At 45.6% G+C, this 21,908-nt stretch carries 18 protein-coding genes; 13 read left to right on the top strand and 5 right to left on the bottom strand.

Annotation, left to right across the window (positions count from 1 at the left end):
* Window positions 1–471: 471 nt before the first annotated feature.
* Genes rppH through A9237_RS05770 form a run of 5 tightly spaced genes read left to right on the top strand, consistent with a single transcriptional unit; the run spans window position 472 to window position 5,766 of the window.
* On the top strand, window positions 472–990 hold the full coding sequence (rppH, locus tag A9237_RS05790; protein WP_005434895.1) for an RNA pyrophosphohydrolase: 519 nt from the start codon (window positions 472–474) through the stop codon (window positions 988–990).
* A gap of 9 nt (window positions 991–999) precedes the next feature.
* Window positions 1,000–3,246 carry a phosphoenolpyruvate--protein phosphotransferase gene (ptsP, locus tag A9237_RS05785; RefSeq protein ID WP_027726738.1) on the top strand — a complete coding sequence of 749 codons (2,247 nt, stop codon included), beginning with the start codon at window positions 1,000–1,002 and terminating at the stop codon, window positions 3,244–3,246.
* A 6-nt stretch (window positions 3,247–3,252) separates the two neighbouring features.
* Window positions 3,253–4,044: a sulfite exporter TauE/SafE family protein gene (locus tag A9237_RS05780; protein ID WP_005434891.1), complete on the top strand. Its 792-nt coding sequence runs from the start codon at window positions 3,253–3,255 to the stop codon at window positions 4,042–4,044.
* 39 nt (window positions 4,045–4,083) lie between these two features.
* Entirely contained in the window at window positions 4,084–4,905 is an 822-nt protein-coding gene (gene lgt, locus A9237_RS05775) for a prolipoprotein diacylglyceryl transferase (protein ID WP_005434890.1), read from the top strand.
* 9 nt (window positions 4,906–4,914) lie between these two features.
* Window positions 4,915–5,766: a thymidylate synthase gene (locus A9237_RS05770; protein ID WP_005434888.1), complete on the top strand. Its 852-nt coding sequence runs from the start codon at window positions 4,915–4,917 to the stop codon at window positions 5,764–5,766.
* 532 nt (window positions 5,767–6,298) lie between these two features.
* Here the strand turns inward: A9237_RS05770 and A9237_RS05765 are convergent.
* The gene (locus tag A9237_RS05765) at window positions 6,299–7,444 is read right to left on the bottom strand and encodes a Na/Pi symporter (protein ID WP_027726695.1); all 1,146 of its coding nucleotides are present in this window, start codon (window positions 7,442–7,444) and stop codon (window positions 6,299–6,301) included.
* Between the two features lie 386 nt (window positions 7,445–7,830).
* On the opposite strand from A9237_RS05765, the gene nhaR reads away from it, so the two are divergent.
* Both nhaR and A9237_RS05755 read left to right on the top strand, forming a co-directional pair.
* On the top strand, window positions 7,831–8,721 hold the full coding sequence (gene nhaR, locus A9237_RS05760) for a transcriptional activator NhaR (protein ID WP_009707695.1): 891 nt from the start codon (window positions 7,831–7,833) through the stop codon (window positions 8,719–8,721).
* A gap of 126 nt (window positions 8,722–8,847) precedes the next feature.
* Complete coding sequence (locus A9237_RS05755) at window positions 8,848–9,150, top strand: ArsR/SmtB family transcription factor (protein ID WP_005440568.1); 303 nt, start codon at window positions 8,848–8,850, stop codon at window positions 9,148–9,150.
* Between the two features lie 130 nt (window positions 9,151–9,280).
* Here A9237_RS05755 and rpsT read toward each other — a convergent pair whose 3' ends face one another.
* Window positions 9,281–9,541, bottom strand: coding sequence for a 30S ribosomal protein S20 (gene rpsT / locus A9237_RS05750; protein ID WP_005440571.1), 261 nt, complete (start codon window positions 9,539–9,541; stop codon window positions 9,281–9,283).
* Between the two features lie 294 nt (window positions 9,542–9,835).
* Here rpsT and murJ point away from each other — a divergent pair, with 294 nt between their 5' ends.
* The 6 genes from murJ (at window position 9,836) to ispH (ending at window position 17,459) form a co-directional block, all read left to right on the top strand.
* Window positions 9,836–11,398, top strand: coding sequence for a murein biosynthesis integral membrane protein MurJ (gene murJ, locus A9237_RS05745; RefSeq protein WP_009707694.1), 1,563 nt, complete (start codon window positions 9,836–9,838; stop codon window positions 11,396–11,398).
* A gap of 70 nt (window positions 11,399–11,468) precedes the next feature.
* Entirely contained in the window at window positions 11,469–12,404 is a 936-nt protein-coding gene (gene ribF / locus A9237_RS05740) for a bifunctional riboflavin kinase/FAD synthetase (RefSeq protein ID WP_033006234.1), read from the top strand.
* 64 nt (window positions 12,405–12,468) lie between these two features.
* Window positions 12,469–15,297: an isoleucine--tRNA ligase gene (ileS, locus tag A9237_RS05735; protein WP_078607829.1), complete on the top strand. Its 2,829-nt coding sequence runs from the start codon at window positions 12,469–12,471 to the stop codon at window positions 15,295–15,297.
* Between the two features lie 73 nt (window positions 15,298–15,370).
* Window positions 15,371–15,877, top strand: a complete 507-nt coding sequence (lspA, locus tag A9237_RS05730; RefSeq protein WP_005440576.1) for a signal peptidase II — start codon at window positions 15,371–15,373, stop codon at window positions 15,875–15,877.
* A 160-nt stretch (window positions 15,878–16,037) separates the two neighbouring features.
* On the top strand, window positions 16,038–16,469 hold the full coding sequence (gene fkpB, locus A9237_RS05725; protein WP_009707691.1) for an FKBP-type peptidyl-prolyl cis-trans isomerase: 432 nt from the start codon (window positions 16,038–16,040) through the stop codon (window positions 16,467–16,469).
* Between the two features lie 24 nt (window positions 16,470–16,493).
* Window positions 16,494–17,459, top strand: a complete 966-nt coding sequence (gene ispH / locus A9237_RS05720) for a 4-hydroxy-3-methylbut-2-enyl diphosphate reductase (protein ID WP_005440578.1) — start codon at window positions 16,494–16,496, stop codon at window positions 17,457–17,459.
* 81 nt (window positions 17,460–17,540) lie between these two features.
* On the opposite strand, the gene btsR is transcribed toward ispH, so the two are convergent.
* The 3 genes from btsR to A9237_RS05705 form a co-directional block, all read right to left on the bottom strand.
* Window positions 17,541–18,269 carry a two-component system response regulator BtsR gene (btsR, locus tag A9237_RS05715; RefSeq protein WP_005440579.1) on the bottom strand — a complete coding sequence of 243 codons (729 nt, stop codon included), beginning with the start codon at window positions 18,267–18,269 and terminating at the stop codon, window positions 17,541–17,543.
* A 31-nt stretch (window positions 18,270–18,300) separates the two neighbouring features.
* The gene (locus A9237_RS05710; protein WP_078607828.1) at window positions 18,301–19,971 is read right to left on the bottom strand and encodes a sensor histidine kinase; all 1,671 of its coding nucleotides are present in this window, start codon (window positions 19,969–19,971) and stop codon (window positions 18,301–18,303) included.
* A 139-nt stretch (window positions 19,972–20,110) separates the two neighbouring features.
* A complete protein-coding gene (locus A9237_RS05705; protein WP_078607827.1) occupies window positions 20,111–21,595 on the bottom strand; it encodes a carbon starvation CstA family protein in 1,485 nt (494 codons plus the stop codon).
* Window positions 21,596–21,908: the final 313 nt, after the last annotated feature.

The following is a 21,908-nucleotide window of genomic DNA, read 5'->3' as shown; positions in this document are numbered from 1 at the left end:
GATGAATAAACAGGGGTTTGATACGTGATTGAGACTTGATTTTATTAAGATATCATGAAGTCTTACCTGTCTAATGTGGATAAATAACCGATTGTGCGATCTTTGACCGATCTGTATTTGATGAAAAGATCATCAGGAAAAATAAGATCAATAAATCATCAGTTTTAGATTTAAATCTTTATTAATCATATTCTTATGTTTTTTGGTTTAAGTCTTTATAAATGTTGCCAATAATGGTTTTGAACAAAATTCTTTGTTGATAGCGTTTTCTTCACAAAGTTATTCACAGAAAAGGTGAATAAATGTGGGCTATGTCTCAGTCTTGTGTTGATAAAATAATATTTGTTCAAAAGATATCCAAAACTGGCCGAAAGGTAATAAATCTTGCTCATATCACATCAGTAAGTTTGCTAGTAATGGGGATATGTGGAAAAATCACGGTAATAAAAAATTATTCATAGAGGTTAGCCAGTGATAGATGGCGATGGTTACCGACTCAATGTTGGTATTGTGATATGTAATAACCATGGTCAGGTCTTCTGGGCTAAACGATACGGGCAACACTCATGGCAATTTCCACAAGGTGGGATTGACGAAGGTGAAACACCTGAACAAGCCATGTTCAGGGAGTTATATGAAGAAGTCGGTCTGACGAAAAAAGACGTTAAGATCATCGCAACAAGTCGTCATTGGTTAAGATATAAGCTACCAAAGCGATTGGTGCGTTGGGACTCCAAGCCTGTTTGTATCGGCCAAAAACAGAAATGGTTTCTGCTGCGATTGGAATGCGACGAATCCCGCATCAATATGCAGCGTGGGAAATCCCCTGAATTTGATGGTTGGCGCTGGGTAAGTTACTGGTATCCAGTTAGGCAAGTTGTTTCTTTCAAGCGAGATGTTTACCGTCGCGCAATGAAAGAGTTTGCATCTTTAGCCATGCCTTTTCGAGAGCGTAAGACGAAAGGGAAAAGAAAAAAGCAACGTAGATAGAGGATCAACATGCTCAGTCAGCTAAGGGAAATAGTTGAGAAAGTCTCCAGAGTCGATGACGTCCATCTGGCGCTCGACATATTAGTAAAAGAGACTTGCGCAGCCCTATGTACTGAATGTTGTACTATCTATCTTGCTAACGACGAAATGCAGCGCCTTGAGTTAATGGCAACTCAAGGCCTGATTTTTGAAGGCGATAGCATCCATATCAACTTCAATGAAGGCTTAGTCGGTTTGGTAAAGCGCAGTGCTGAGCCATTAAACCTTGCTGAGGCTTCTACTCACCCTGATTTTAAATTCTTCCCTCAGTTGGGTGAGCAGGTGTACCACTCCTTCCTAGGCACACCGATCATTCATCGTAAACAAGTGCTTGGCGTTTTGGTTATCCAGCAGAAAACCCCACGTTTGTTTAGTGAGATGGAAGAGTCTTTCCTTGTGACCTTGTCTGCGCAGCTTGCGGTGTTGATTGCACATGCCCAAAATTTAGGTCACTGGCAGCTTGCCTCTAAGCCCACTGTCATCAAGGGGCTTCCAGCTTCGACTGGTGTCGCAATCGGTGAGTTTTGGTTTGATGATACGCAGCCAAACCTAAACGACGTATTTCCAACATCGACATTAGATAAAGAACGTGAACATGAATTGCTTGCGGTTGCCGTCGAGCGAGCTTTGGGTGATTTCCGCCGTATGCGGAAGAAGTTCGATAGTGAAATTAACAAAGACGCGTTAGCGATCTTCGATCTCTTTACTCACTTGCTGAACGATCCTATGTTGCGTGGTGATCTTAAGAAGCAGATCGAGAAAGGTGATCGTGCGGACTGGGCACTGCGTCAGGTTGTCGAAACCTATTCCAACCGTTTTGCTCGAATGTCTGATGTTTACCTGCGTGAACGTGCGCAAGACATCCGTGAACTTGGGCAACGTCTGTTGTACTTCTTGCACAACAGTGAACAAGAACATGCTTCCATTGACCGTCCGGTTATCTTGGTTGCGAATGAACTCACCGCCACATTACTTGCTTCGATTCCAAAGCAGCATCTACTTGCTGTTGTCTCACTTGAAGGCGCAGCAAACTCTCACGCCGCGATTTTGTCTCGTGCGTTAGGTGTGCCTGCCATTATGGGCGCGAACATCAATACCAGCGTTGTCAATGGCAAGAAAGGGATTGTAGATGGCTACACTGGCGAGATTTATCTTGAGCCAAACAGACAGCTTCTGCGCGAGTATCGCAGCTTAGTTAGTGAAGAGTCCGAATTGTTCGCCATGGTGAACAAAGATTTGGCATTGCCAGCGATCACTCAAGATGATTGCCACATTGAAGTCATGCTCAACGCGGGCTTGAGTGCGGATAGCAATATCGCCATCAACTCTGGTGTGGATGGTGTGGGTTTGTACCGAACTGAAATCGCTTTTTTACTTCAGCATCACTTTCCATCAGAAGATGAGCAGTATCATCAGTATCAAGCCATCCTCAATAGCTACGCTAATCAGCGCGTGGTTATGCGTACTTTGGATATTGGCGGCGATAAACCATTACCGTATCTGCCAATTGATGAAGACAACCCATTCTTAGGCTGGCGTGGTATTCGCTTTACGTTGGATCATCCGGACATCTTTTTGATCCAATTGCGTGCGATGCTAAGGGCGAGTGCTGAAAGTGGCAATCTGAGTATTCTGTTGCCGATGGTGTCTGGTATTAAAGAACTCGATGATGCGATTACGCTTATCAATCAAGCCTACAGTGAAGTGGTACTGTTGGATGAACGCATTCAAGCGCCAAAAGTTGGGGTAATGATCGAAGTGCCTTCAATGGTGTACTTGCTACCTGCTATTGCGCATCGTGTCGACTTCGTTTCTGTCGGTACCAACGACTTAACGCAATATTTGTTGGCCGTCGATCGGAACAATTCCCGTGTTGCGGATGTCTATGAATCCATGCATCCTGCGGTGTTGTTGGCGTTAAAACAAATTCATGATGTCTGCCACCAGTATCAAGTACCTGTGTGTATTTGTGGTGAGCTAGCAGGTGACCCATTTGGTGCGCTCTTATTGTTGGGCTTAGGTTACAACAGTTTAAGTATGAACACCTCAAACGTAGCTAAGGTGAAATATTTGATTCGCCATAGCCAGAAAAAAGAATTAGAAAAACTCGTCGAAAAAGCCATGTCATGCTCTTACGGGCAAGAAATCCATCAAATGATGCATGATTTCTTTATTCAACAAGGTTTTGCCGGCTTTATTCGTGCAGGTAAGAAGTAGGTAATTGTGACCATCTCTTTATTCATATTATTGCTCGCGCTGGGCGCTTTTGTAGGCGTGATGGCTGGGCTTCTTGGTATCGGAGGCGGGCTAATTGTTGTACCTGCACTACTTTATCTTCTTCCTCTTGCTGGTATCTCTCCAGAGATGAGCATGCACATGGCGTTAGCAACGTCATTAGCGAGCATCATCGTCACTTCTGGCTCATCGGCGCTTAATCACCTCAAGCTTGGTAACGTCGATATGTTCGTCGTCAAATGGCTGATGCCTGGCGTGGTGATTGGCGGTTTTGTTGGTGCCAATATTGCCGAGTGGATCCCAACTCATTACTTGCCGAAAGTGTTCGGTGTGATTGTGTTGTGTTTGGCAATACAGATGTTTCGCTCCATTAAAACCAAAAGTGAGAAGCCAATGCCGAGTAGTCCGGTCACTGTAATGTACGGAACGGGAATTGGTGTGGTATCAAGTCTTGCTGGTATTGGCGGTGGTTCGCTGTCGGTGCCTTTCTTAAACAAGCATGGTATTGAAATGCGTAAAGCGGTTGGCTCCTCTTCGGTGTGCGGCTGCGTGATTGCCATTTCAGGCATGATTGGATTCATCTTACATGGCTACAAGGTAGAAGGGTTACCTGACTACAGTGTGGGTTATGTTTACCTGCCAGCTTTAGCGGCGATTGCTATGACGTCGATGCTCACGACGAAAGTCGGCGCGAAGATGGCAACCAACCTTCCAACAGCGGTCTTGAAGAAGATTTTTGCTGTGTTCTTGATGTTTGTTGCAGCGACCATGCTGCTGTAAAGTCCACCTGTTTTATTAGTAATAAGAAGAGAATGATTTATGTCTCAGGGATACTTTGAATTTCCCAATATTGATCCGGTTTTAGTCTCTATTGGTCCTGTTTCTGTTCGTTGGTACGGTTTGATGTACCTAGTCGGCTTCATGTTCGCACTATGGTTGGCAAATCGTCGTGCAGATAAGCCGGGTAGTGGTTGGACGCGTGAGCAAGTTTCTGACTTGTTGTTTGCGGGTTTCCTTGGGGTAGTGATTGGTGGCCGTGTTGGCTATGTGATTTTCTACAACTTTGATTTGTTCTTAGCAGACCCGTTATACCTATTCAAAGTTTGGACTGGTGGTATGTCATTCCACGGCGGTCTGTTAGGTGTTATCACTGCCATGTTCTGGTACGCACATAAGAATGGTCGCACTTTCTTTGGTGTAGCAGACTTTGTCGCGCCATTGGTTCCATTTGGCCTTGGCATGGGCCGTATGGGTAACTTCATGAACAGCGAACTTTGGGGACGCGTAACAGATGTGCCATGGGCGATCATCTTCCCGAATGGCGGTCCATTGCCTCGTCACCCATCTCAGCTTTATGAGATGTTCTTAGAGGGCATTGTGCTGTTCTTCATTCTGAACTGGTTCATCAAAAAGCCTCGTCCTTTAGGTGCGGTATCAGGGCTATTTTTAGCTGGATATGGTACATTCCGTTTCCTAGTTGAGTTTGTCCGCGAACCGGATGCACAGCTTGGTCTATTTGGTGGTTACATTTCGATGGGACAAATCCTATCCTCACCGATGATCATTCTGGGTGTTCTAATGATGGTTTGGGCGTACAAACGTGGTCTTTACCAAGACAAAGTCCAAGCAGAAACGAAGTAAGGAATTGGTGTGAAACAGTATTTAGATTTGTGTCAGCGTATCGTTGACCAAGGCACTTGGGTTGAAAACGAACGCACAGGCAAACGCTGCCTAACGGTGATCAACGCAGACTTGACCTACGATGTTGCTAACAACCAATTCCCATTAGTAACGACACGTAAGAGCTTTTGGAAAGCGGCAGTTGCTGAGCTACTTGGTTATATCCGTGGCTACGACAACGCTGAAGATTTCCGTAAGCTAGGTACGAAAACATGGGATGCGAACGCAAACCTAAATGAAGCATGGTTGAACAACCCATTCCGTAAGGGTGAAGACGACATGGGACGCGTATACGGCGTTCAAGGTCGTTCATGGGCGAAGCCAGATGGCGGTCATATCGACCAGCTGCGTAAGATTGTGGATGATTTGACGCGCGGTGTTGATGACCGTGGTGAAATCCTAAACTTCTACAACCCTGGCGAATTCCACATGGGCTGTTTGCGCCCGTGTATGTACAGCCACCACTTCTCACTGTTAGGTGACACGCTGTACCTAAACAGCACGCAGCGCTCTTGTGACGTTCCTCTGGGTCTGAACTTTAATATGGTTCAAGTGTATGTGTTCTTGGCAATCATGGCGCAAATCACGGGCAAGAAACCTGGTCAGGCGTACCACAAGATTGTTAACGCACATATCTACGAAGATCAGCTTGCACCAATGCGTGACATCCAGTTGAAGCGTGAGCCATTAAAAGCTGCAACTTTCCACATCAACCCAGAAATCAAATCGCTAGAAGATTTGGAAACATGGGTAACCCTAGATGACTTCTGGGTGGAAGGTTACGAGCATCACGACCCAATTCAGTACCCGTTCTCAGTTTAACGACTATATTGAATTTTCTAAGCCGCCTTTATGGGCGGCTTTTTTACGCCCGAAGGGTGGGGAAAGGAGGTGCGGGTTTCGCCCTTAGGAACGCTTCGCTCCGAGATGTGAGAGGGAATAAAAGATCCCCAACTCGCTCGTGCCTCGCTCTTGAGGATGACGTTCAGTCACTCTCAAATCAAACGGAGTCATTCCCGAAAGCGACGAAGGAGCGTCGTCGGGAATCTCTTTTACCACAGTTTACTGCGTGATTAAGAAATGAGAGCGCTTCGATCTAGGAGTCGAGAGGTGAATGCTGAAGGGTTCATGAAAGCCGTTTGGCTCCGAAGGTGTTGACGGGACTTGTCCCTAGAAAGACAAAATAAGCTCGCTTCTCGCTTCTCGCTTCTCGCTTCTCGCTTCTCGCTTCTCGCTTCTCGCTTCTCGCTTCTCGCTTCTCGCTTCTCGCTTCTCGCTTCTCGCTTCTCGCTTCCCCAAAACGAAAAAAGGCTCCACCGAAGTGGAGCCTAAATAAGCGATGGTAATCTTATTATTATGCTGTCAGAGCAAGGATAGAGCCTGGTAGCACGATGAACACTGCTAGTAGGTAACCTGCTACAACTGCTTTGTTCTTAATAGCCATTTCTGAAATCACTTCTGCACATTTCACTGGAATCTCACGTAGGAACGGGATACCGAAGATGAACAGTGTCGCCAGAATGTTGAACGTTAGGTGTACTAGTGCAATCTGTAGTGCGAATACTGCGAACTCGCCAGATACCGCTGTTGCTGCTAGTAGAGCCGTGATACATGTACCGATGTTTGCACCTAGAGTGAACGGGTAGATGTCACGTACTTTTAGAACACCTGAGCCTACTAGCGGAACCATTAGACTTGTTGTCGTAGATGAAGACTGAACAAGAACAGTCACTACAGAACCCGATACGATACCGTGAATAGGACCACGACCGATTGCGTTCTTAAGGATGTCACGAGCACGACCAACCATTAGGCTCTTCATTAGCTTACCCATAACAGTGATAGCTACGAAGATAGTACCGATACCTAGAGCGATCAGTGCTACACCACCCATGGTGTCACCAAATGTAGATAGAGGCTCTTTAATCGCGCTTACTACAGGTTTAGTGATTGGCTTGATGAAGTCAAAACCACCCATGCTCATATCACCTGTTTTTAGTAGAGGTGATACCAACCAGTGAGAAATTTTCTCTAGGATGCCGAACATCATTTCCAATGGTAGGAAGATCAGTACCGCAAGTAGGTTGAAGAAGTCGTGGATTGTTGCGCTAGCGAATGCACGTTTGAATTCTTCTTTACAACGTACGTGGCCAAGCGAAACAAGTGTGTTCGTTACGGTTGTACCGATGTTAGCACCCATTACCATAGGGATAGCGGTTTCTACAGGTAGACCACCTGCAACCAAACCTACAATAATAGAAGTTACGGTACTTGAAGATTGGATCAGTGCCGTAGCCACCAAACCGATCATTAGACCTGCGACTGGGTGAGACGCAAATTCAAAGAGTACTTTAGCTTGATCGCCAGTTGCCCATTTGAAGCCGCTACCAACCATAGATACTGCTAGAAGAAGCAGATACAACATGAATGCCAAGTTAGCCCAGCGTAACCAGCGAGTCGTGCTCGAGATTGGTGCTGCTGTAGAAGTAGCTTGGTTCATCATAATTTTCTCCGTGGACCTTTCAGTTCGTTTATTTGGTCTGTTGTTGAAACTGAGGGCGATGTTAGAGATGAAATATTTCAGTAATATTACAGTTCGGTTTCTATGGAGAATTTTTATTATTCTTTTTAATAGTTGTTCGTGAAGAAAAATTCACAAACAAATAAGCCATTGATTTTGTTTGTTTTTGTTTGGGTTTTGTTTTGTTAACGAGTTTTAAGAGAAGATTAAAAAAGTGCGTTTGGCTTCAAGTTTTATGACAGTGTGAAACTGATATATTCGGTAAAACTCTTTTAATTCGAGTTTTATGTAGGTTTTGTCGAACTTATTGTTTGTCGTTGTCACATTTGATATAAAAAGTGTCATCTTCTTTATAGGGCTTGGCTATGTCACATTTAAATTACAACCACCTTTATTACTTCTGGATGGTGTGCAAACAAGGGTCAGTAACAAAAGCAGCAGATGCATTATTTCTCACGCCGCAAACTGTTACAGGGCAAATTAAAGCACTTGAAGACCGTATGAAGGGGAAGTTGACCAAGCGGAACGGGCGAACGGTTGAGCCAACAGAGCTTGGACAATTGGTATTTAAATATGCGGATCGTATGTTTGGTTTGAGCTACGAGATGCTTGATATCGTCAACTATAGTCAGCATTCCAATATCCTATTTGAAGTCGGTGTCGCCGATGCATTGTCAAAGCGACTCGTTAGCAAAGTATTAATGACGACAGTTCCGGAAGATAACAGCATTCACTTACGCTGTTACGAGTCGACGCACGAACTACTACTAGAACGTTTGTCGCAACATAAGCTCGACATGATACTTTCCGATTGCCCGGTAGATTCGACACAAAGCCCTGGCTTGTACAGTAAAAAGCTTGGCGAAAGCAGTATGAGCTTTTTTGCTTCCTCTGAAATCGCCGATGTGAAGTTCCCTGAAATCCTTGAAAAGAAAAAACTGCTCATTCCTGCTAGCCGAACCGCAATGGGACGTAAAGTTCTTCAGTGGTTTGATCGCCAAGGATTGCAACCTGATGTCCTCGGTGAGTTTGATGACGTAGCGCTAATGAAAGCTTTTGCTCGTTACCGTGATGATGTGATTTTCTTGGCACCGACGGTTTATATGTCGGAGATCGAAGATGACCGTAATTTGCAGCTGATCGGTCATGTAGACGACCTTAAAGAAGAGTATTACGTCATCTTTGCTGAGCGAATGATCCAACACCCAGCAGTAAAGAACGTTTGCGATGCAGATTTTAGCCAAATGTTTGAATGAACACGTTCCGTTGCGCAAATAAATAGATTACTATCGACAAAATTATAACTCGAAATTATAAAATCTTTGTAACACAACAAACTGGCCAGGGTTGGGGAAAGTAAGTTGTAGCTAGAGGTCCTGCAGATGAATCTACAAGAAATGGAGAAAAACTCCGCTAAAGCTGTCGTGTTGCTCAAAGCAATGGCAAATGAGAGACGCCTACAAATCCTGTGCATGCTGCATAACCAAGAGCTTTCGGTTGGAGAACTTTGCGCAAAACTAGAGTTGAGCCAGTCGGCATTGTCTCAACACTTAGCTTGGCTTCGACGCGATGAATTGGTTGCGACACGAAAAGAAGCACAAACGGTGTACTACACATTAAAGAGTGATGAAGTGAAGGCATTAATCCAAACACTTCATGGCCTTTATTGTGCAGAAGCCATGTGATGACAGGTCACATACAAGAAAAGCTGGCATTGCCAGCTTTTTTATTGTCTTGAATTCGAGCTACACGAATTTTAGATATAAAAAAACCGGCAAGAGCCGGTTTTTTCTTCACTGTAAAATCAAGTTTCTATTAAAGAGCTTTGATTTGTGCAGCGAAACGAGACTTATGACGTGCTGCTTTGTTCTTATGAACAAGGCCTTTAGTCGCCATACGGTCTAGGATAGGTGTAACTGCAGCGAATGCAGCAGTTGCAGCTTCTTTGTCGCCTGCTTCGATAGCAGCAACAGTTTTCTTCATGTAAGTACGCATCATTGAGCGACGGCTAGCATTGTGCTGACGACGTTTCTCAGCTTGGATAGCGCGCTTCTTAGCAGATTTACTATTTGCCAAGGGTCTAACTCCCAAAAACTTATTTCTATGACAATTTAAGGGCGAGGACTATCCCTCATTTGCGCCTAAATGTCAAATGATTTGTGCAAAAACCAATCGAAACCAAAACAAATTTTGGTAACAAAGGTCATCGCGGTTAAGATGGCGGGGATTCTAACAGCATTTTTAGACCATTGCTAATAATTATCCGCCTAGATCTAACAATAAACGGATATATTTTTAACGCCCATTTGTAGCTTTCAAAGGCTTAGAGGAATAGGGTTGGCTATCTTTTGGTGATATTCCGAGGTTACAGTGAGTAAACGACTGCTCAAGTCTGGCATGATCGTCAGTGCCATGACATTAATTTCGCGCGTCCTAGGTTTAGTTCGTGATGTGGTAGTAGCAAACTTGATGGGTGCAGGCGCGAGTGCCGACGTCTTCTTCTTTGCCAATAAAATCCCTAACTTTTTACGCCGTCTGTTTGCTGAAGGCGCGTTTTCTCAAGCTTTTGTGCCAGTACTAACCGAAAGTCACGCACAAGGGGATATGGATAAAACCCGCGAGTTGATTGCTCGTGCGGCCGGTACGCTAGGCGTGATTGTTTCTATTGTTACCATACTCGGGGTTTTGGGTTCTGGTGTAGTAACGGCGCTGTTTGGTTTTGGTTGGTTCCTAGACTGGATGCATGGCGGCCCGGCAGCTGAGAAATTCGAACTTGCTAGCGTCATGCTCAAGATTACCTTTCCTTATTTATGGTTCATCACTTTTGTTGCGCTTTCTGGTGCGATTCTCAATACCTTAGGTAAGTTTGCAGTCTCTTCTTTTACGCCTGTCTTCCTCAACGTGATGATCATTTTGGCGGCGTGGTTTATTTCGCCTCAGATGTCGCAACCAGAAATCGGTCTTGCGATTGGCGTATTGCTAGGTGGCCTTGTTCAGTTTCTATTCCAGATTCCCTTCCTTATTAAAGCGGGAGTGATGGTTAAGCCTAAATGGGGCTGGCGCGATCCGGGTGTGGTGAAGATCCGTACCCTAATGATTCCTGCTCTGTTTGGTGTGTCGGTAAGCCAAATCAACTTACTGTTTGATACCTTTATTGCCAGTTTCCTACAAACCGGTTCGATCAGTTGGTTGTACTATTCCGATCGCTTATTGGAATTCCCATTAGGTTTGTTTGGTATCGCGATTGCCACGGTGATTCTTCCTGCATTGTCACGTAAACACGTAGACGCACATAGTGAAGGTTTTGCACACACCATGGATTGGGGCGTACGCATGGTTACCTTACTCGGTATTCCTGCAATGCTTGGTTTGATGGTACTAGCGAAGCCAATGTTGATGGTGCTATTCATGCGCGGTGAGTTTTCTCCGCAAGACGTACATCAAGCCTCTCTCTCTTTATTGGCGTATGCATCAGGTCTGCTTAACTTCATGCTGATTAAAGTGCTTGCGCCAGGTTACTACTCGCGTCAAGACACCAAAACCCCAGTGAAGTACGGCATCATTGCGATGGTGACGAATATGGTCTTCAACGCGATCTTTGCATACTTCTACGGTTACGTTGGTCTTGCTATCGCAACGGCGCTTTCTGCTTTTGTAAACATGGCGCTGCTATACCGCGGCTTGCACATTGCCGGTGTGTACCAAATCACTAAGCGAACTGTCTTCTTTATTATACGTTTGGTGATAGCTGGCGCAGCGATGGTTGCGGCTATCTTATGGCAACTTGAAGACATGTCTGTGTGGCTGGATTGGAGCTTTGCTCACCGTAGTGGCGTGCTAGGAATGTTGATTGGACTTGGTGCTGTCGTTTACCTAGCCGTTGTGTTTTTACTCGGCGTACGTTTAAAAGACCTAAAAGCTGGGACAGAATAAGGTTGATTGGTATATAATCCGTCAGTTTCACACAGTGCAAAGTAAAAACAGAGGCATAAAGCAGTATCCAATGGAACTGATCAGAGGCATTCACAATATCAAGTCGCGCCATCATGGTTGCGTGCTGACTATTGGCAATTTCGATGGCGTACATAGAGGCCATCAACAAGTATTGCAGCAAGTGTCTGAGCAAGCGGAGAAACTTTCGTTGCCTTCGGTTGTGATGACCTTTGAACCTCAGCCTATGGAGCTGTTTGCTCGAGATAAGGCACCTGCGAGGTTAACGCGACTGCGTGATAAGTTTGTTCAGCTGAGTAAGCTCGACATTGATCGCTTGCTTTGCGTTAACTTCAATCGTCATTTTGCTGACCTAACGGCGGAAGAGTTTATCCGTGACTTGTTGGTTGGTCGATTGGGTGTTAAGTTTCTTGTCATTGGCGATGATTTCTGTTTCGGCAAAGGTCGAACAGGTAATTTTGCAATGTTACAAGAAGCAGGGGAAAAATACGGCTTTGAAGTCGTAAGTACCCAAAGCTTTTGTTTACAGCAATTACGAGTGAGTAGCACTGCGATTCGCAAAGCGCTGGCTCGTGATGATCTGCATTCCGCACAAGAGATGCTGGGAAGAGATTACAGCATCAGCGGTCGTGTTTCACACGGAAGAAAGCTAGGTCGAACCATTGGGTTCCCAACGGCAAATATTCCGTTGAAGCGCTGTGTTTCTCCGGTTTCCGGAGTCTATGTTGTTCAAGCGCTTGGCTTAGGAGATAAGCCGATTGGTGGCGTTGCTAACATTGGTCAACGACCGACAGTTAATGGTGTTCGCCAACAGTTAGAAGTACACTTATTCGACTTTCATGCTGATTTATATGGTAAACAGCTAGAAGTGAAACTTTTGCATAAACTTAGAGACGAGCAAAAGTTTGAGTCGTTTGAAGCACTTAAACAACAAATCGTATTGGATGCTGAAGCAGCAAGGGTGTGGCTGCGTCAGCTTAAGCGTTGAGCGGTTTATTCCACCGTTCAACATAATGTCTAATTTTCGCCCAATATAACGGAATTAAGAATCGATGAGTGAGTATAAAGATACCCTGAACTTACCTGAAACAGGGTTTCCAATGCGCGGCAACCTGGCTAATCGTGAGCCAGAAATGCTTAAGCGTTGGTACAAAGAAGATCTTTACGGTGAAATCCGTAAAGCTAAAAAAGGCAAAAAGTCATTCGTACTGCACGATGGCCCTCCTTATGCGAACGGTGACATTCACATTGGTCACGCACTAAACAAGATTCTTAAAGACATTATTATTAAATCCAAAACACTTTCAGGTTTTGACGCACCTTACATCCCAGGCTGGGACTGCCACGGTCTACCAATCGAATTGATGGTAGAGAAGAAAGTCGGCAAACCAGGTCAAAAAGTGACAGCAGCTGAGTTCCGCGAGAAATGTCGTGAGTACGCTGCAGGTCAGGTTGAAGGTCAAAAAGAGAGCTTCAAGCGTCTTGGCATCATGGGTGAATGGGACAAGCCATACCGCACTATGGATTTCGCAACTGAAGCGAACATCATCCGTGCACTTGGTAAGATCGCAAGCAAAGGTCACCTACTGAAAGGTTTTAAACCAGTTCACTGGTGTACAGACTGTGGCTCAGCTCTTGCTGAAGCGGAAGTTGAGTACAAAGATAAAGTATCGCCATCTATCGACGTTCGTTTTAAAGCGGCTGACGAAGCGGCGCTGCTATCTAAGTTTGAACTGACAGAAGGTCATGAAGGTCACGGTGACGTATCTATCGTTATCTGGACAACAACACCTTGGACACTGCCAGCAAACCGCGCAGTATGTCTACGTGATGATCTAGAGTACGTACTTATCCAAACAGAAGGCGACAACGCTGAGCGTATCATCGTTGCTGCTGAGCTGGCGAAAGACGTAATGGACCGTGCAGGTATCGAGCACTTCCACAACCTTGGCTTTGCTAAAGGTGCGGATCTTGAGCTTTCTCAATTCCAACACCCATTCTACGATTTCACTGTACCGGCGATCCTTGGTGATCACGTTACGACTGATTCAGGTACTGGTGTTGTTCACACTGCACCTGGTCATGGTCAAGAAGACTTCGCGGTTGGTAATAAGTACAACCTAGAAGTAGCAAACCCAGTTGGCTCAAACGGCGTTTACCTACCAGATACAGAGCTATTTGCTGGTCAGCACGTATTTAAAGCGAACGATGCGGTAGTAGAAGTACTGAAAGAAAAAGGTGCACTACTACACCACCACGCTTACGAGCACAGCTACCCGCACTGTTGGCGTCATAAGACTCCAATCATCTTCCGTGCTACGCCTCAATGGTTCGTTTCTATGGACCAAGCTGGCCTACGTGCTAAAGCACTAGAGTCAATCAAGAACGTAGAGTGGATGCCTGAGTGGGGTCAAAGCCGCATCGAAGGTATGATCGAAGGTCGCCCTGAGTGGTGTATCTCTCGTCAACGTACTTGGGGTGTGCCAATTGCTCTGTTTGTTCATAAAGAAACAGCAGAACTTCATCCAAACACGCTAGAGCTGATCGAGAAAGTCGCTAAGCTGGTTGAAGAGAAAGGCATCCAAGCATGGTGGGATGTCGATGCAGCTGAACTACTAGGTGCAGACGCTGACCAATACGAAAAAGTACTAGATACGCTAGACGTATGGTTCGATTCAGGTGTGACTCACTTCTCTGTTGTTGATGCTCGTGAAGAGTACAACGGCAACAGTGCAGACCTATACTTAGAAGGTTCTGACCAACACCGTGGTTGGTTCCAGTCTTCTCTAATTTCATCTATCGCGATGAAAGACGAAGCGCCTTACAAACAAGTACTGACACACGGTTTCGTGGTTGACGGTCACGGTCGTAAGATGTCTAAATCTATCGGTAACGTGGTTGCGCCAAAAGACGTAACTAACAAGCTAGGTGCTGACATTCTTCGTCTATGGGTTGCTTCTACAGATTACACTGGTGAAGTTGCGGTTTCTGATGAAATCCTAAAACGTAGTGCAGATGCTTACCGTCGTATCCGTAACACAGCGCGTTTCTTCCTTGCTAACCTAAGCGGCTTCAACCCTGAAACAGACATCGTTCCTGTTGAAGAGATGGTTGCGCTAGACCGCTGGGCGGTTGGTCGTGCACTAGCAGCACAAGAAGAGATTGTTAAAGCATACGAAGAGTACAACACACACGGTGTAACTCAGCGTCTAATGCAATTCTGTTCAATCGAAATGGGCTCTTTCTACCTAGACGTAATTAAAGACCGTCAGTACACAGCAAAACGTGGCAGCAACGCTCAACGTAGCTGTCAGACAGCACTTTACTACATCGTAGAAGCGCTAGTTCGTTGGATGGCGCCAATCATGTCGTTCACAGCAGATGAAATCTGGAACGAAATGCCAGGTCAACGCGACAAGTTCGTATTCACTGGTGAGTGGTTCGACGGCTTATTCGGTCTTGCTGAAGGTGAAGAGCTGAACAACGAATTCTGGACTGAGATCCAAGCGGTTCGTGGTGCGGTTAACAAACTTCTAGAAGATGCGCGTAAAGAGAAAACCATTGGTGGTGCACTACAAGCTGAAGTGACTCTATTTGCTGATGACGCACTAGCGGCGAAGATCAACAAACTTGAAGATGAACTGCGCTTTGTTCTACTAACATCTGCTGCGAAAGTTAAGCCTCTAGGTGAGAAGACGGGTGCAGCACAAGCGACAGATATCGAAGGCTTGTTTGTTGAAGTAGCAGCTGCTGAAGGCGAGAAGTGTGACCGTTGTTGGCACCACACGCCAGACGTAGGCACAATCGAAGGTCACGAGAAGATCTGTGGTCGTTGTGTGTCTAACGTAGACGGCGAAGGTGAAGTACGTAAATTCGCGTAATTGCCTAGAACGACTGAACTTTTTTTTAAATTAACAGCCCCAGTATTTACTGGGGCTGTTTGTAGGTAAAGTAATGAGTGAAAAAGCACTGACGTTAAAGCAATCTGGAGTTCGCTGGCTGTGGTTAGCAATTCTGGTATTTATTGCAGATATTGGCATCAAATTGGTGGTGATGGACAACATGGGCTACGGATGGGCAAACCGAATTGAGGTGCTGCCATTCTTCAACCTACTTTATGTTCATAACTACGGTGCAGCATTCAGCTTCTTGAGCGATCAAGCAGGTTGGCAGCGCTGGTTGTTTACAGGTATCGCGTTTGTTGTGACAGGTCTTTTGACCTACTGGATGAGCAAGCTTCCAGCCAAAGAAAAGTGGAACAACATCGCTTACGCACTGATTATTGGTGGTGCAGTGGGCAACGTGTTTGACCGTGTTGTTCACGGCTTTGTTGTTGATTACCTAGACTTCTTCTGGGGTAACTACCACTGGCCAGCATTCAACCTTGCAGATACAACGATCTGTATTGGTGCGGCAATGATCATTCTTGATGGCTTCCGCAAAAAGGACGCTGACAAGTAATCTTTTGCGATATATCGAATAACCCTAAGCGTCGTCCGTTGATTCGGACGACGCTTTTTATTATGTTGGAGCCCAATCCGCGCATCTTCGTACAATAAAAAGCAATCACAGTACGTGATCAGATAGGGCGCAGGAAACCCAAGAACAAGGAAGCAGTAACGTGACAACAATAAATCAAGATTCAGCAGTAACGCTGCACTTCACCATCAAAATGCAAGATGGCTCTGTAGCGGACAGCACGCATAATATGGGCAAGCCTGCTAAGTTCATTATGGGCGATGGCAGCTTGAGTGAGAACTTTGAGCAATGCCTACTAGGCTTACAAGTAGGCGAGCAAAAGGCAATTGAACTAAAAGCGGCGGACGCTTTTGGTATGCCAAACCCAGACCATATCCACCATATGGACCGCACTAAATTTGTTGGCGAAGCGGAAGTTGAAGTCGGCACGATCATGGCATTTAGCGGTCCTGATGGAATGGAAATCCCGGGCATCATTACTGAGATTGCTGGCGACTCAGTAACTGTGGACTTCAACCATCCACTCGCGGGACAAGACGTGACTTTCGAAGTCGAAATTTTGTCAGTAGAATAGCGAACCAAATAAAAGATAACTTCCATGAGCAATGAAATGAAAATCCTGTTAGCTAACCCACGTGGTTTCTGTGCTGGTGTTGACCGCGCGATTAGCATCGTAGAGCGTGCGCTAGAGATGTACCAGCCACCTATCTATGTTCGACATGAAGTGGTGCATAACCGTTTTGTGGTTGAAGGTCTAAAACAGCGTGGTGCTATCTTCGTTGAAGAACTGCACGAAGTGCCAGACAACAACATTGTGATTTTCTCCGCTCATGGTGTATCCCAAGCTGTTCGTCAAGAAGCGAAGTCTCGTGACCTAACGGTATTCGATGCGACCTGTCCGCTGGTAACCAAAGTACATATGGAAGTAGCGCGTGCAAGCCGTCGCAATATGGAAGTGGTACTGATTGGTCACGCTGGTCACCCAGAAGTGGAAGGCACGATGGGTCAGTATTCAAGTGATACAGGCGGCATGTACCTTGTGGAAACGCCAGCCGATGTTGAGAAGCTAAAAGCGATCGTGAAAGATCCATCGGATCTGCACTACGTGAGCCAAACGACACTGTCTGTTGATGAAACTGCTGACGTAATTGAAGAGCTACGTCGCGTATTCCCAGACATCCAAGGTCCTCGTAAAGACGACATCTGCTACGCGACGCAAAACCGTCAAGATGCCGTGCGTGAGCTTTCTGCTGATGTTGATGTGATGGTTGTCGTGGGTTCTAAAAACTCATCGAACTCAACGCGCTTAAAAGAGCTGGCTGAAAAACTAGGCACACCAGGTTACCTAACAGACTGCCCAGAAGACATTATGCCTGAGTGGTTTGAGGGTAAGGTAAAAGTTGGCGTGACGGCGGGGGCATCTGCACCAGAAGAGTTGGTGAATCAAATCTTAGATCGCATTAAAGAGTTGGTTGGCGCAGAAGCGGTTGATGAAGTGCTTGGTCGTGAAGAGAACATGTTCTTCGAAGTACCAAAAGAACTGCAAATCAAGCAAGTCGATTAAGACGAGTCAAACACCAAAAAGGCGACCACAAGGTCGCCTTTTTCATTGGTAATTTCTACATGATTTCGCCAGAATTTGAGCTTAGTGACTGATACCTAATAGCTCTTTGAGCACCTTTAGGTAACGACGGCTCACCGGGATCTCAAAACCTGTTTTGGTAATGATTTCGGCCAATCCGTTTTCTAACAGCTTAATCTCGCTGATGGCTTTGATGCTAACCAGATACTGTCGATGACAACGCACCAATGGGGTTTTCTCTTCCAAGGTTTTTAGCGTGAGCTGTGTGCTGGCTGTTTGGCTGGTGGAACGTACATGTACTCCACTGATGTCACTGTAAGCACACTCAACCGTTTCGGTTGCCATGATCACAATGCGGTTGTGTCCAATGCAAGGAATCTGATCTAGGCTCTCTGGGGCGATGGCAGACAGTTGCTGAGTGAGCGCGGATTGACTCATGACTTTATTAAGGCGTTTTACTGTTTTCGTCAAACGACATGGATCGACGGGTTTCAGCAGGTAATCAAACGCATTGTCTTCGAAAGCTTGAATCGCATATTGGTCGTAAGCGGTCACAAATACCACGTAGGGCATGGTCTCTGGATCTAACATACCCAGTAGCTCGATGCCCGTCACCTGAGGCATTTGGATATCTAGGAAAACCACATCCGGTTTCAGCTCATTGATTTTCTTAAGCCCCATGATGGCGTTTGACGCATCGCCAATCACTTCTATGTGACCCGTTTCAGCCAATAGTTCTGCCAACTCTTCACGAGCAAACTGTTCATCATCAATGACGAGAGCGGTTAACATCCAAAATTACCTTTATGCGTTTTAACTGTGCTTATCGCGAGTGGGGAATGATAAAACTCATTTTAGTAAATTGGTGCTGCTGATAGGTAATTTTTAGCGCTGAATCACGCCCAAATTGATTCGATAAGCGCTTGTCGACAATTTCCATGCCTAAACCAGAATGATTCTCTTTTGGCGGCTGGTAGCTTCCTGCGTTGTCCTCAACCGTTATCAGTGCGCCTTGCGGGTGTGTTTGGCTGTAAATCTTTACTTTGCCACCTTCTAGCATATTGGAAATACCATGTTTGATGGCGTTCTCAACTAGCGGTTGAAGAGTAAAGCTCGGTAACTTGATATCGAGCAGTTCTGGTTCAATGTTGATCTCGACTTCCAATCGATCAGTAAAGCGCGCTTTCTCAATAGAAAGGTAAGAATCCACATGTGCTAACTCTTCTTTCAGCGTCACCGTATTGATGTTCTGTTTTAAGTTACTGCGGAAGAAGTGCGACAAGTTTTGGATCAGTTCTCGTGCTTTATCAGGGTTACGACGAGTAATGGCACTGATGGTATTAAGTGCATTGAACAAAAAGTGTGGGTTCACTTGAGCGTGCAGCAGTTTGATTTCTGCTTGAGCCAGTAGGGTTTGCTGCTGCTGATAATCGCCATACAAGATTTGGCTCGATAGAAGCTGAGCAATGCCTTCTGCCATTGACATGTTCGCAGTAGAGAACAGTTTGCGTTTTGGCTCATAGAGTTTGATAGTTCCCACTACCTCTTTACCTGCGCGCAAAGGAATGATCAGCGCAGAGCCCAACTTACAATCTTTCGCTAATGAGCATTGGTAAGGGCGCTCACTGCCATCAAGGTAGATAATGTCATTCTTCTCCATTGAATCGAGTGTGCTTTGCGATGAGATTGGAGTATTTGGCCTATGGTGATCATCACCGATGCCAACGAAAGCCAGAATCTTTTCTTGGTCAGTAATAGCGACCGCGCCTACTTTGGTTTCTTCATAAATGATGCGGGCGATCTTATCGGCATTTTCGCTGTTAAATCCGGTGCTGAGAATACCAACTGAGCGGTCGGCAATGCTTAATGCTCGGCGGGAAAAGGTCGCCGAATACTTTTCAAAAATGGTTTTACGATCTTGCAGAATACTCATAAACAGAGCAGCACCAACGGAGTTCGCGATGATCATTGGGGCTGCAATCGCTGAAACGAGTTCATAGGCTTGGTCGAATGGTTTTGCAACGGCAAGCAACAGAATCATCTGTACGATCTCTGCTACGAAGGTCACGCTGAATACCACGCTTGGATTAAACAGCATTGCGCCTTTGTTGCGCTTAATCAGGTAAACGTGCAATAAGCCGCCAATTAAGCCTTCAGCTGTGGTCGATATAGCACAGGCTAAGTCTGTAAACCCCCCTAATGTGTAGCGATGGATGCCGCCAGTAAAACCAACCGCAAAGCCGACAACCGGCCCGCCAAATAATCCGCCCATTACCGCACCAATAGCACGAGTGTTGGCGATGGCGTCGTTAATCTGTAAGCCGAAGTAGGTGCCTAGGATACAAAAGCCAGAAAAGAGCACATAACAAATGAGCCGATGGCTGAGGCGTGAAGAGATACTCAGCAGAGGCAAAATGATCGGCGTTTTACTCAGCATGTAAGCCAGCACTAAGTAAACACACATTTGTTGTAGAAGGGAGATGACCAGTTCCATAACGAACCTAACCTAAAAATGATGTTTTTATTGTAAGTGAATTAAATCTTCGAAGAGAAACAAAAAGAGCCTGCGAAGGGCAGGCTCTTGGTTTTATCCAGATATCGATAATGAATCGGTTAGCAAGCGAAGGTATTCATTATGCGGTTTCTGAGGCTGCTTGTGGCTTCTCGTCATCTGCTAGCTCAGTCTCACCTTTGCCTTTAGAAATCTTGATAACGTAAGCCGTTACCGCTAGTGAGAACACAATACCTACGATGGTTGAGATTTGCATTGGCAGACCAAAACCTAGCGTGCTGTTGTTTAGAATGAAAGTTACACACACGGTTGTCATGAATACTGCTGGGATAGTCGTAATCCAATGCAGTTTGTTGTGACGTAGTAGGTAAGCCGATGCAGTCCAAAGCATCATTACTGCTGTTGTTTGGTTTGCGAAGCCGAAGTAGCGCCAGATGATACCGAAGTCTACTTGAGTCAGAATGCCACCGATAACGAACAATGGTAGAGCCATTAGAAGACGGTTACGCAGTGTTTTCTGTTCCATACCGAAGTACTCAGCAAGAATCAGGCGGCTTGAGCGGAATGCTGTGTCACCTGATGTGATTGGCAGAATAACAACACCAAGGAAAGCAATCACACCACCGAATACACCCAGTAGACCGAATGAAGCGCTGTATACCACGTTACCAGGGCCACCGTTTTTCACTGCTTCTGCAAGACCGTCAAGTGTACCGAAGAAAGACAGAGCGATAGCACACCAGATTAGCGCGATAACGCCTTCACCAATCATTGCACCGTAGAATACGAAGCGACCGTTCTTCTCATTCTCCATACAACGCGCCATCAGTGGAGACTGAGTTGCGTGGAAGCCAGAGATAGCACCACATGCGATAGTGATAAATAGTGCAGGCCATAGAGGCATATCGTTCGGGTTCAAGTTAGTTAGCATGTCGCTTACTTGGAAGTCACCCATCACAGTGTGTTCGCTAGAGAAAGCAATAGCAGTCATTAAACCTACAGACATGAAGATCAGTAGCGCGCCAAACAATGGGTAGAAGCGACCGATGATTTTGTCTACAGGAACAATTGTCGCGATGATGTAGTAAGCGAAAATCAACACAACCATAGTTGTCATGCTTACGCTAAAGCTAGTTTGGTCGTTGATTAGGTTCGTGATCATGCCTGCTGGCGCTGATACGAATACCACACCAACAAGAAGCAATAGGACAATGGCAAAGATGTTCATAAAGTGTTTTGCGCCATTACCTAGGTAGCGACCCGTAATCGTTGGTACTGATGCACCGCCGTTACGAACAGAAAGCATGCCTGAGAAGTAATCGTGTACCGCACCTGCAAAGATACAGCCAACAACAATCCAAAGCATTGCAGCAGGACCGTATAGGGCACCCATGATTGGGCCAAAGATAGGACCAACACCTGCGATGTTCAGAAGCTGAACAAGGTAAACACGCTTGGTTGACATTGGAACGTAGTCAACGCCGTCCGTTTTAGTATGAGCTGGCGTTTGACGATTCTCATTGATGCCGAAAATCTTCTCAACGAAAGCACCGTAGATGAAGTATCCGCCGATGAGGGCTGCGACACAGGTTAGAAACCATATCATAGCAATTGTCCTTGGTTTGTTAGGTAGGGTAATTTTTTAAGCTCAGGATGTATGGTATTCATCTCTTTTGTTAAGTGCATTCGCTCTGTGGATGAGTGGTCGAATAGAGAAGCGAGTGGTCGATATAACGGTTAAGTGGTTTTATCGTTTGCCTAGTGGTCGTGCTCAGGACTGAGTGGTTCTATTAACCATTAAGCGGTGGCTATTAAGGGTGAGTGGCGAACTCAAGAGTTAAGTGGTGAAATCAACAGATAAGCGGCAAAGCACAGGCTTTAGTGGTAAGCTTGTTTTGAAAACAATTAGTTAAGGAAGA

The organism is Vibrio owensii, from assembly GCF_002021755.1.
GTDB classification, from domain to species: domain Bacteria; phylum Pseudomonadota; class Gammaproteobacteria; order Enterobacterales; family Vibrionaceae; genus Vibrio; species Vibrio owensii.
This window is presented reverse-complemented; position numbering and strand designations above follow the sequence as displayed.

Excerpts from the sequence above, each read along its gene's own strand:
- lgt (WP_005434890.1), top strand. The coding sequence starts at position 4,084 with ATGTCTCAGGGATACTTTGAATTTCCCAATATTGATCCGGTTTTAGTC.
- ptsP (WP_027726738.1), top strand. The coding sequence starts at position 1,000 with ATGCTCAGTCAGCTAAGGGAAATAGTTGAGAAAGTCTCCAGAGTCGAT.
- ispH (WP_005440578.1), top strand. The coding sequence starts at position 16,494 with ATGAGCAATGAAATGAAAATCCTGTTAGCTAACCCACGTGGTTTCTGT.
- A9237_RS05755 (WP_005440568.1), top strand. The coding sequence starts at position 8,848 with ATGAATCTACAAGAAATGGAGAAAAACTCCGCTAAAGCTGTCGTGTTG.
- nhaR (WP_009707695.1), top strand. The coding sequence starts at position 7,831 with ATGTCACATTTAAATTACAACCACCTTTATTACTTCTGGATGGTGTGC.
- ribF (WP_033006234.1), top strand. The coding sequence starts at position 11,469 with ATGGAACTGATCAGAGGCATTCACAATATCAAGTCGCGCCATCATGGT.
- ileS (WP_078607829.1), top strand. The coding sequence starts at position 12,469 with ATGAGTGAGTATAAAGATACCCTGAACTTACCTGAAACAGGGTTTCCA.
- A9237_RS05765 (WP_027726695.1), bottom strand. The coding sequence starts at position 7,444 with ATGAACCAAGCTACTTCTACAGCAGCACCAATCTCGAGCACGACTCGC.
- btsR (WP_005440579.1), bottom strand. The coding sequence starts at position 18,269 with ATGTTAACCGCTCTCGTCATTGATGATGAACAGTTTGCTCGTGAAGAG.
- A9237_RS05710 (WP_078607828.1), bottom strand. The coding sequence starts at position 19,971 with ATGGAACTGGTCATCTCCCTTCTACAACAAATGTGTGTTTACTTAGTG.
- lspA (WP_005440576.1), top strand. The coding sequence starts at position 15,371 with ATGAGTGAAAAAGCACTGACGTTAAAGCAATCTGGAGTTCGCTGGCTG.
- A9237_RS05705 (WP_078607827.1), bottom strand. The coding sequence starts at position 21,595 with ATGATATGGTTTCTAACCTGTGTCGCAGCCCTCATCGGCGGATACTTC.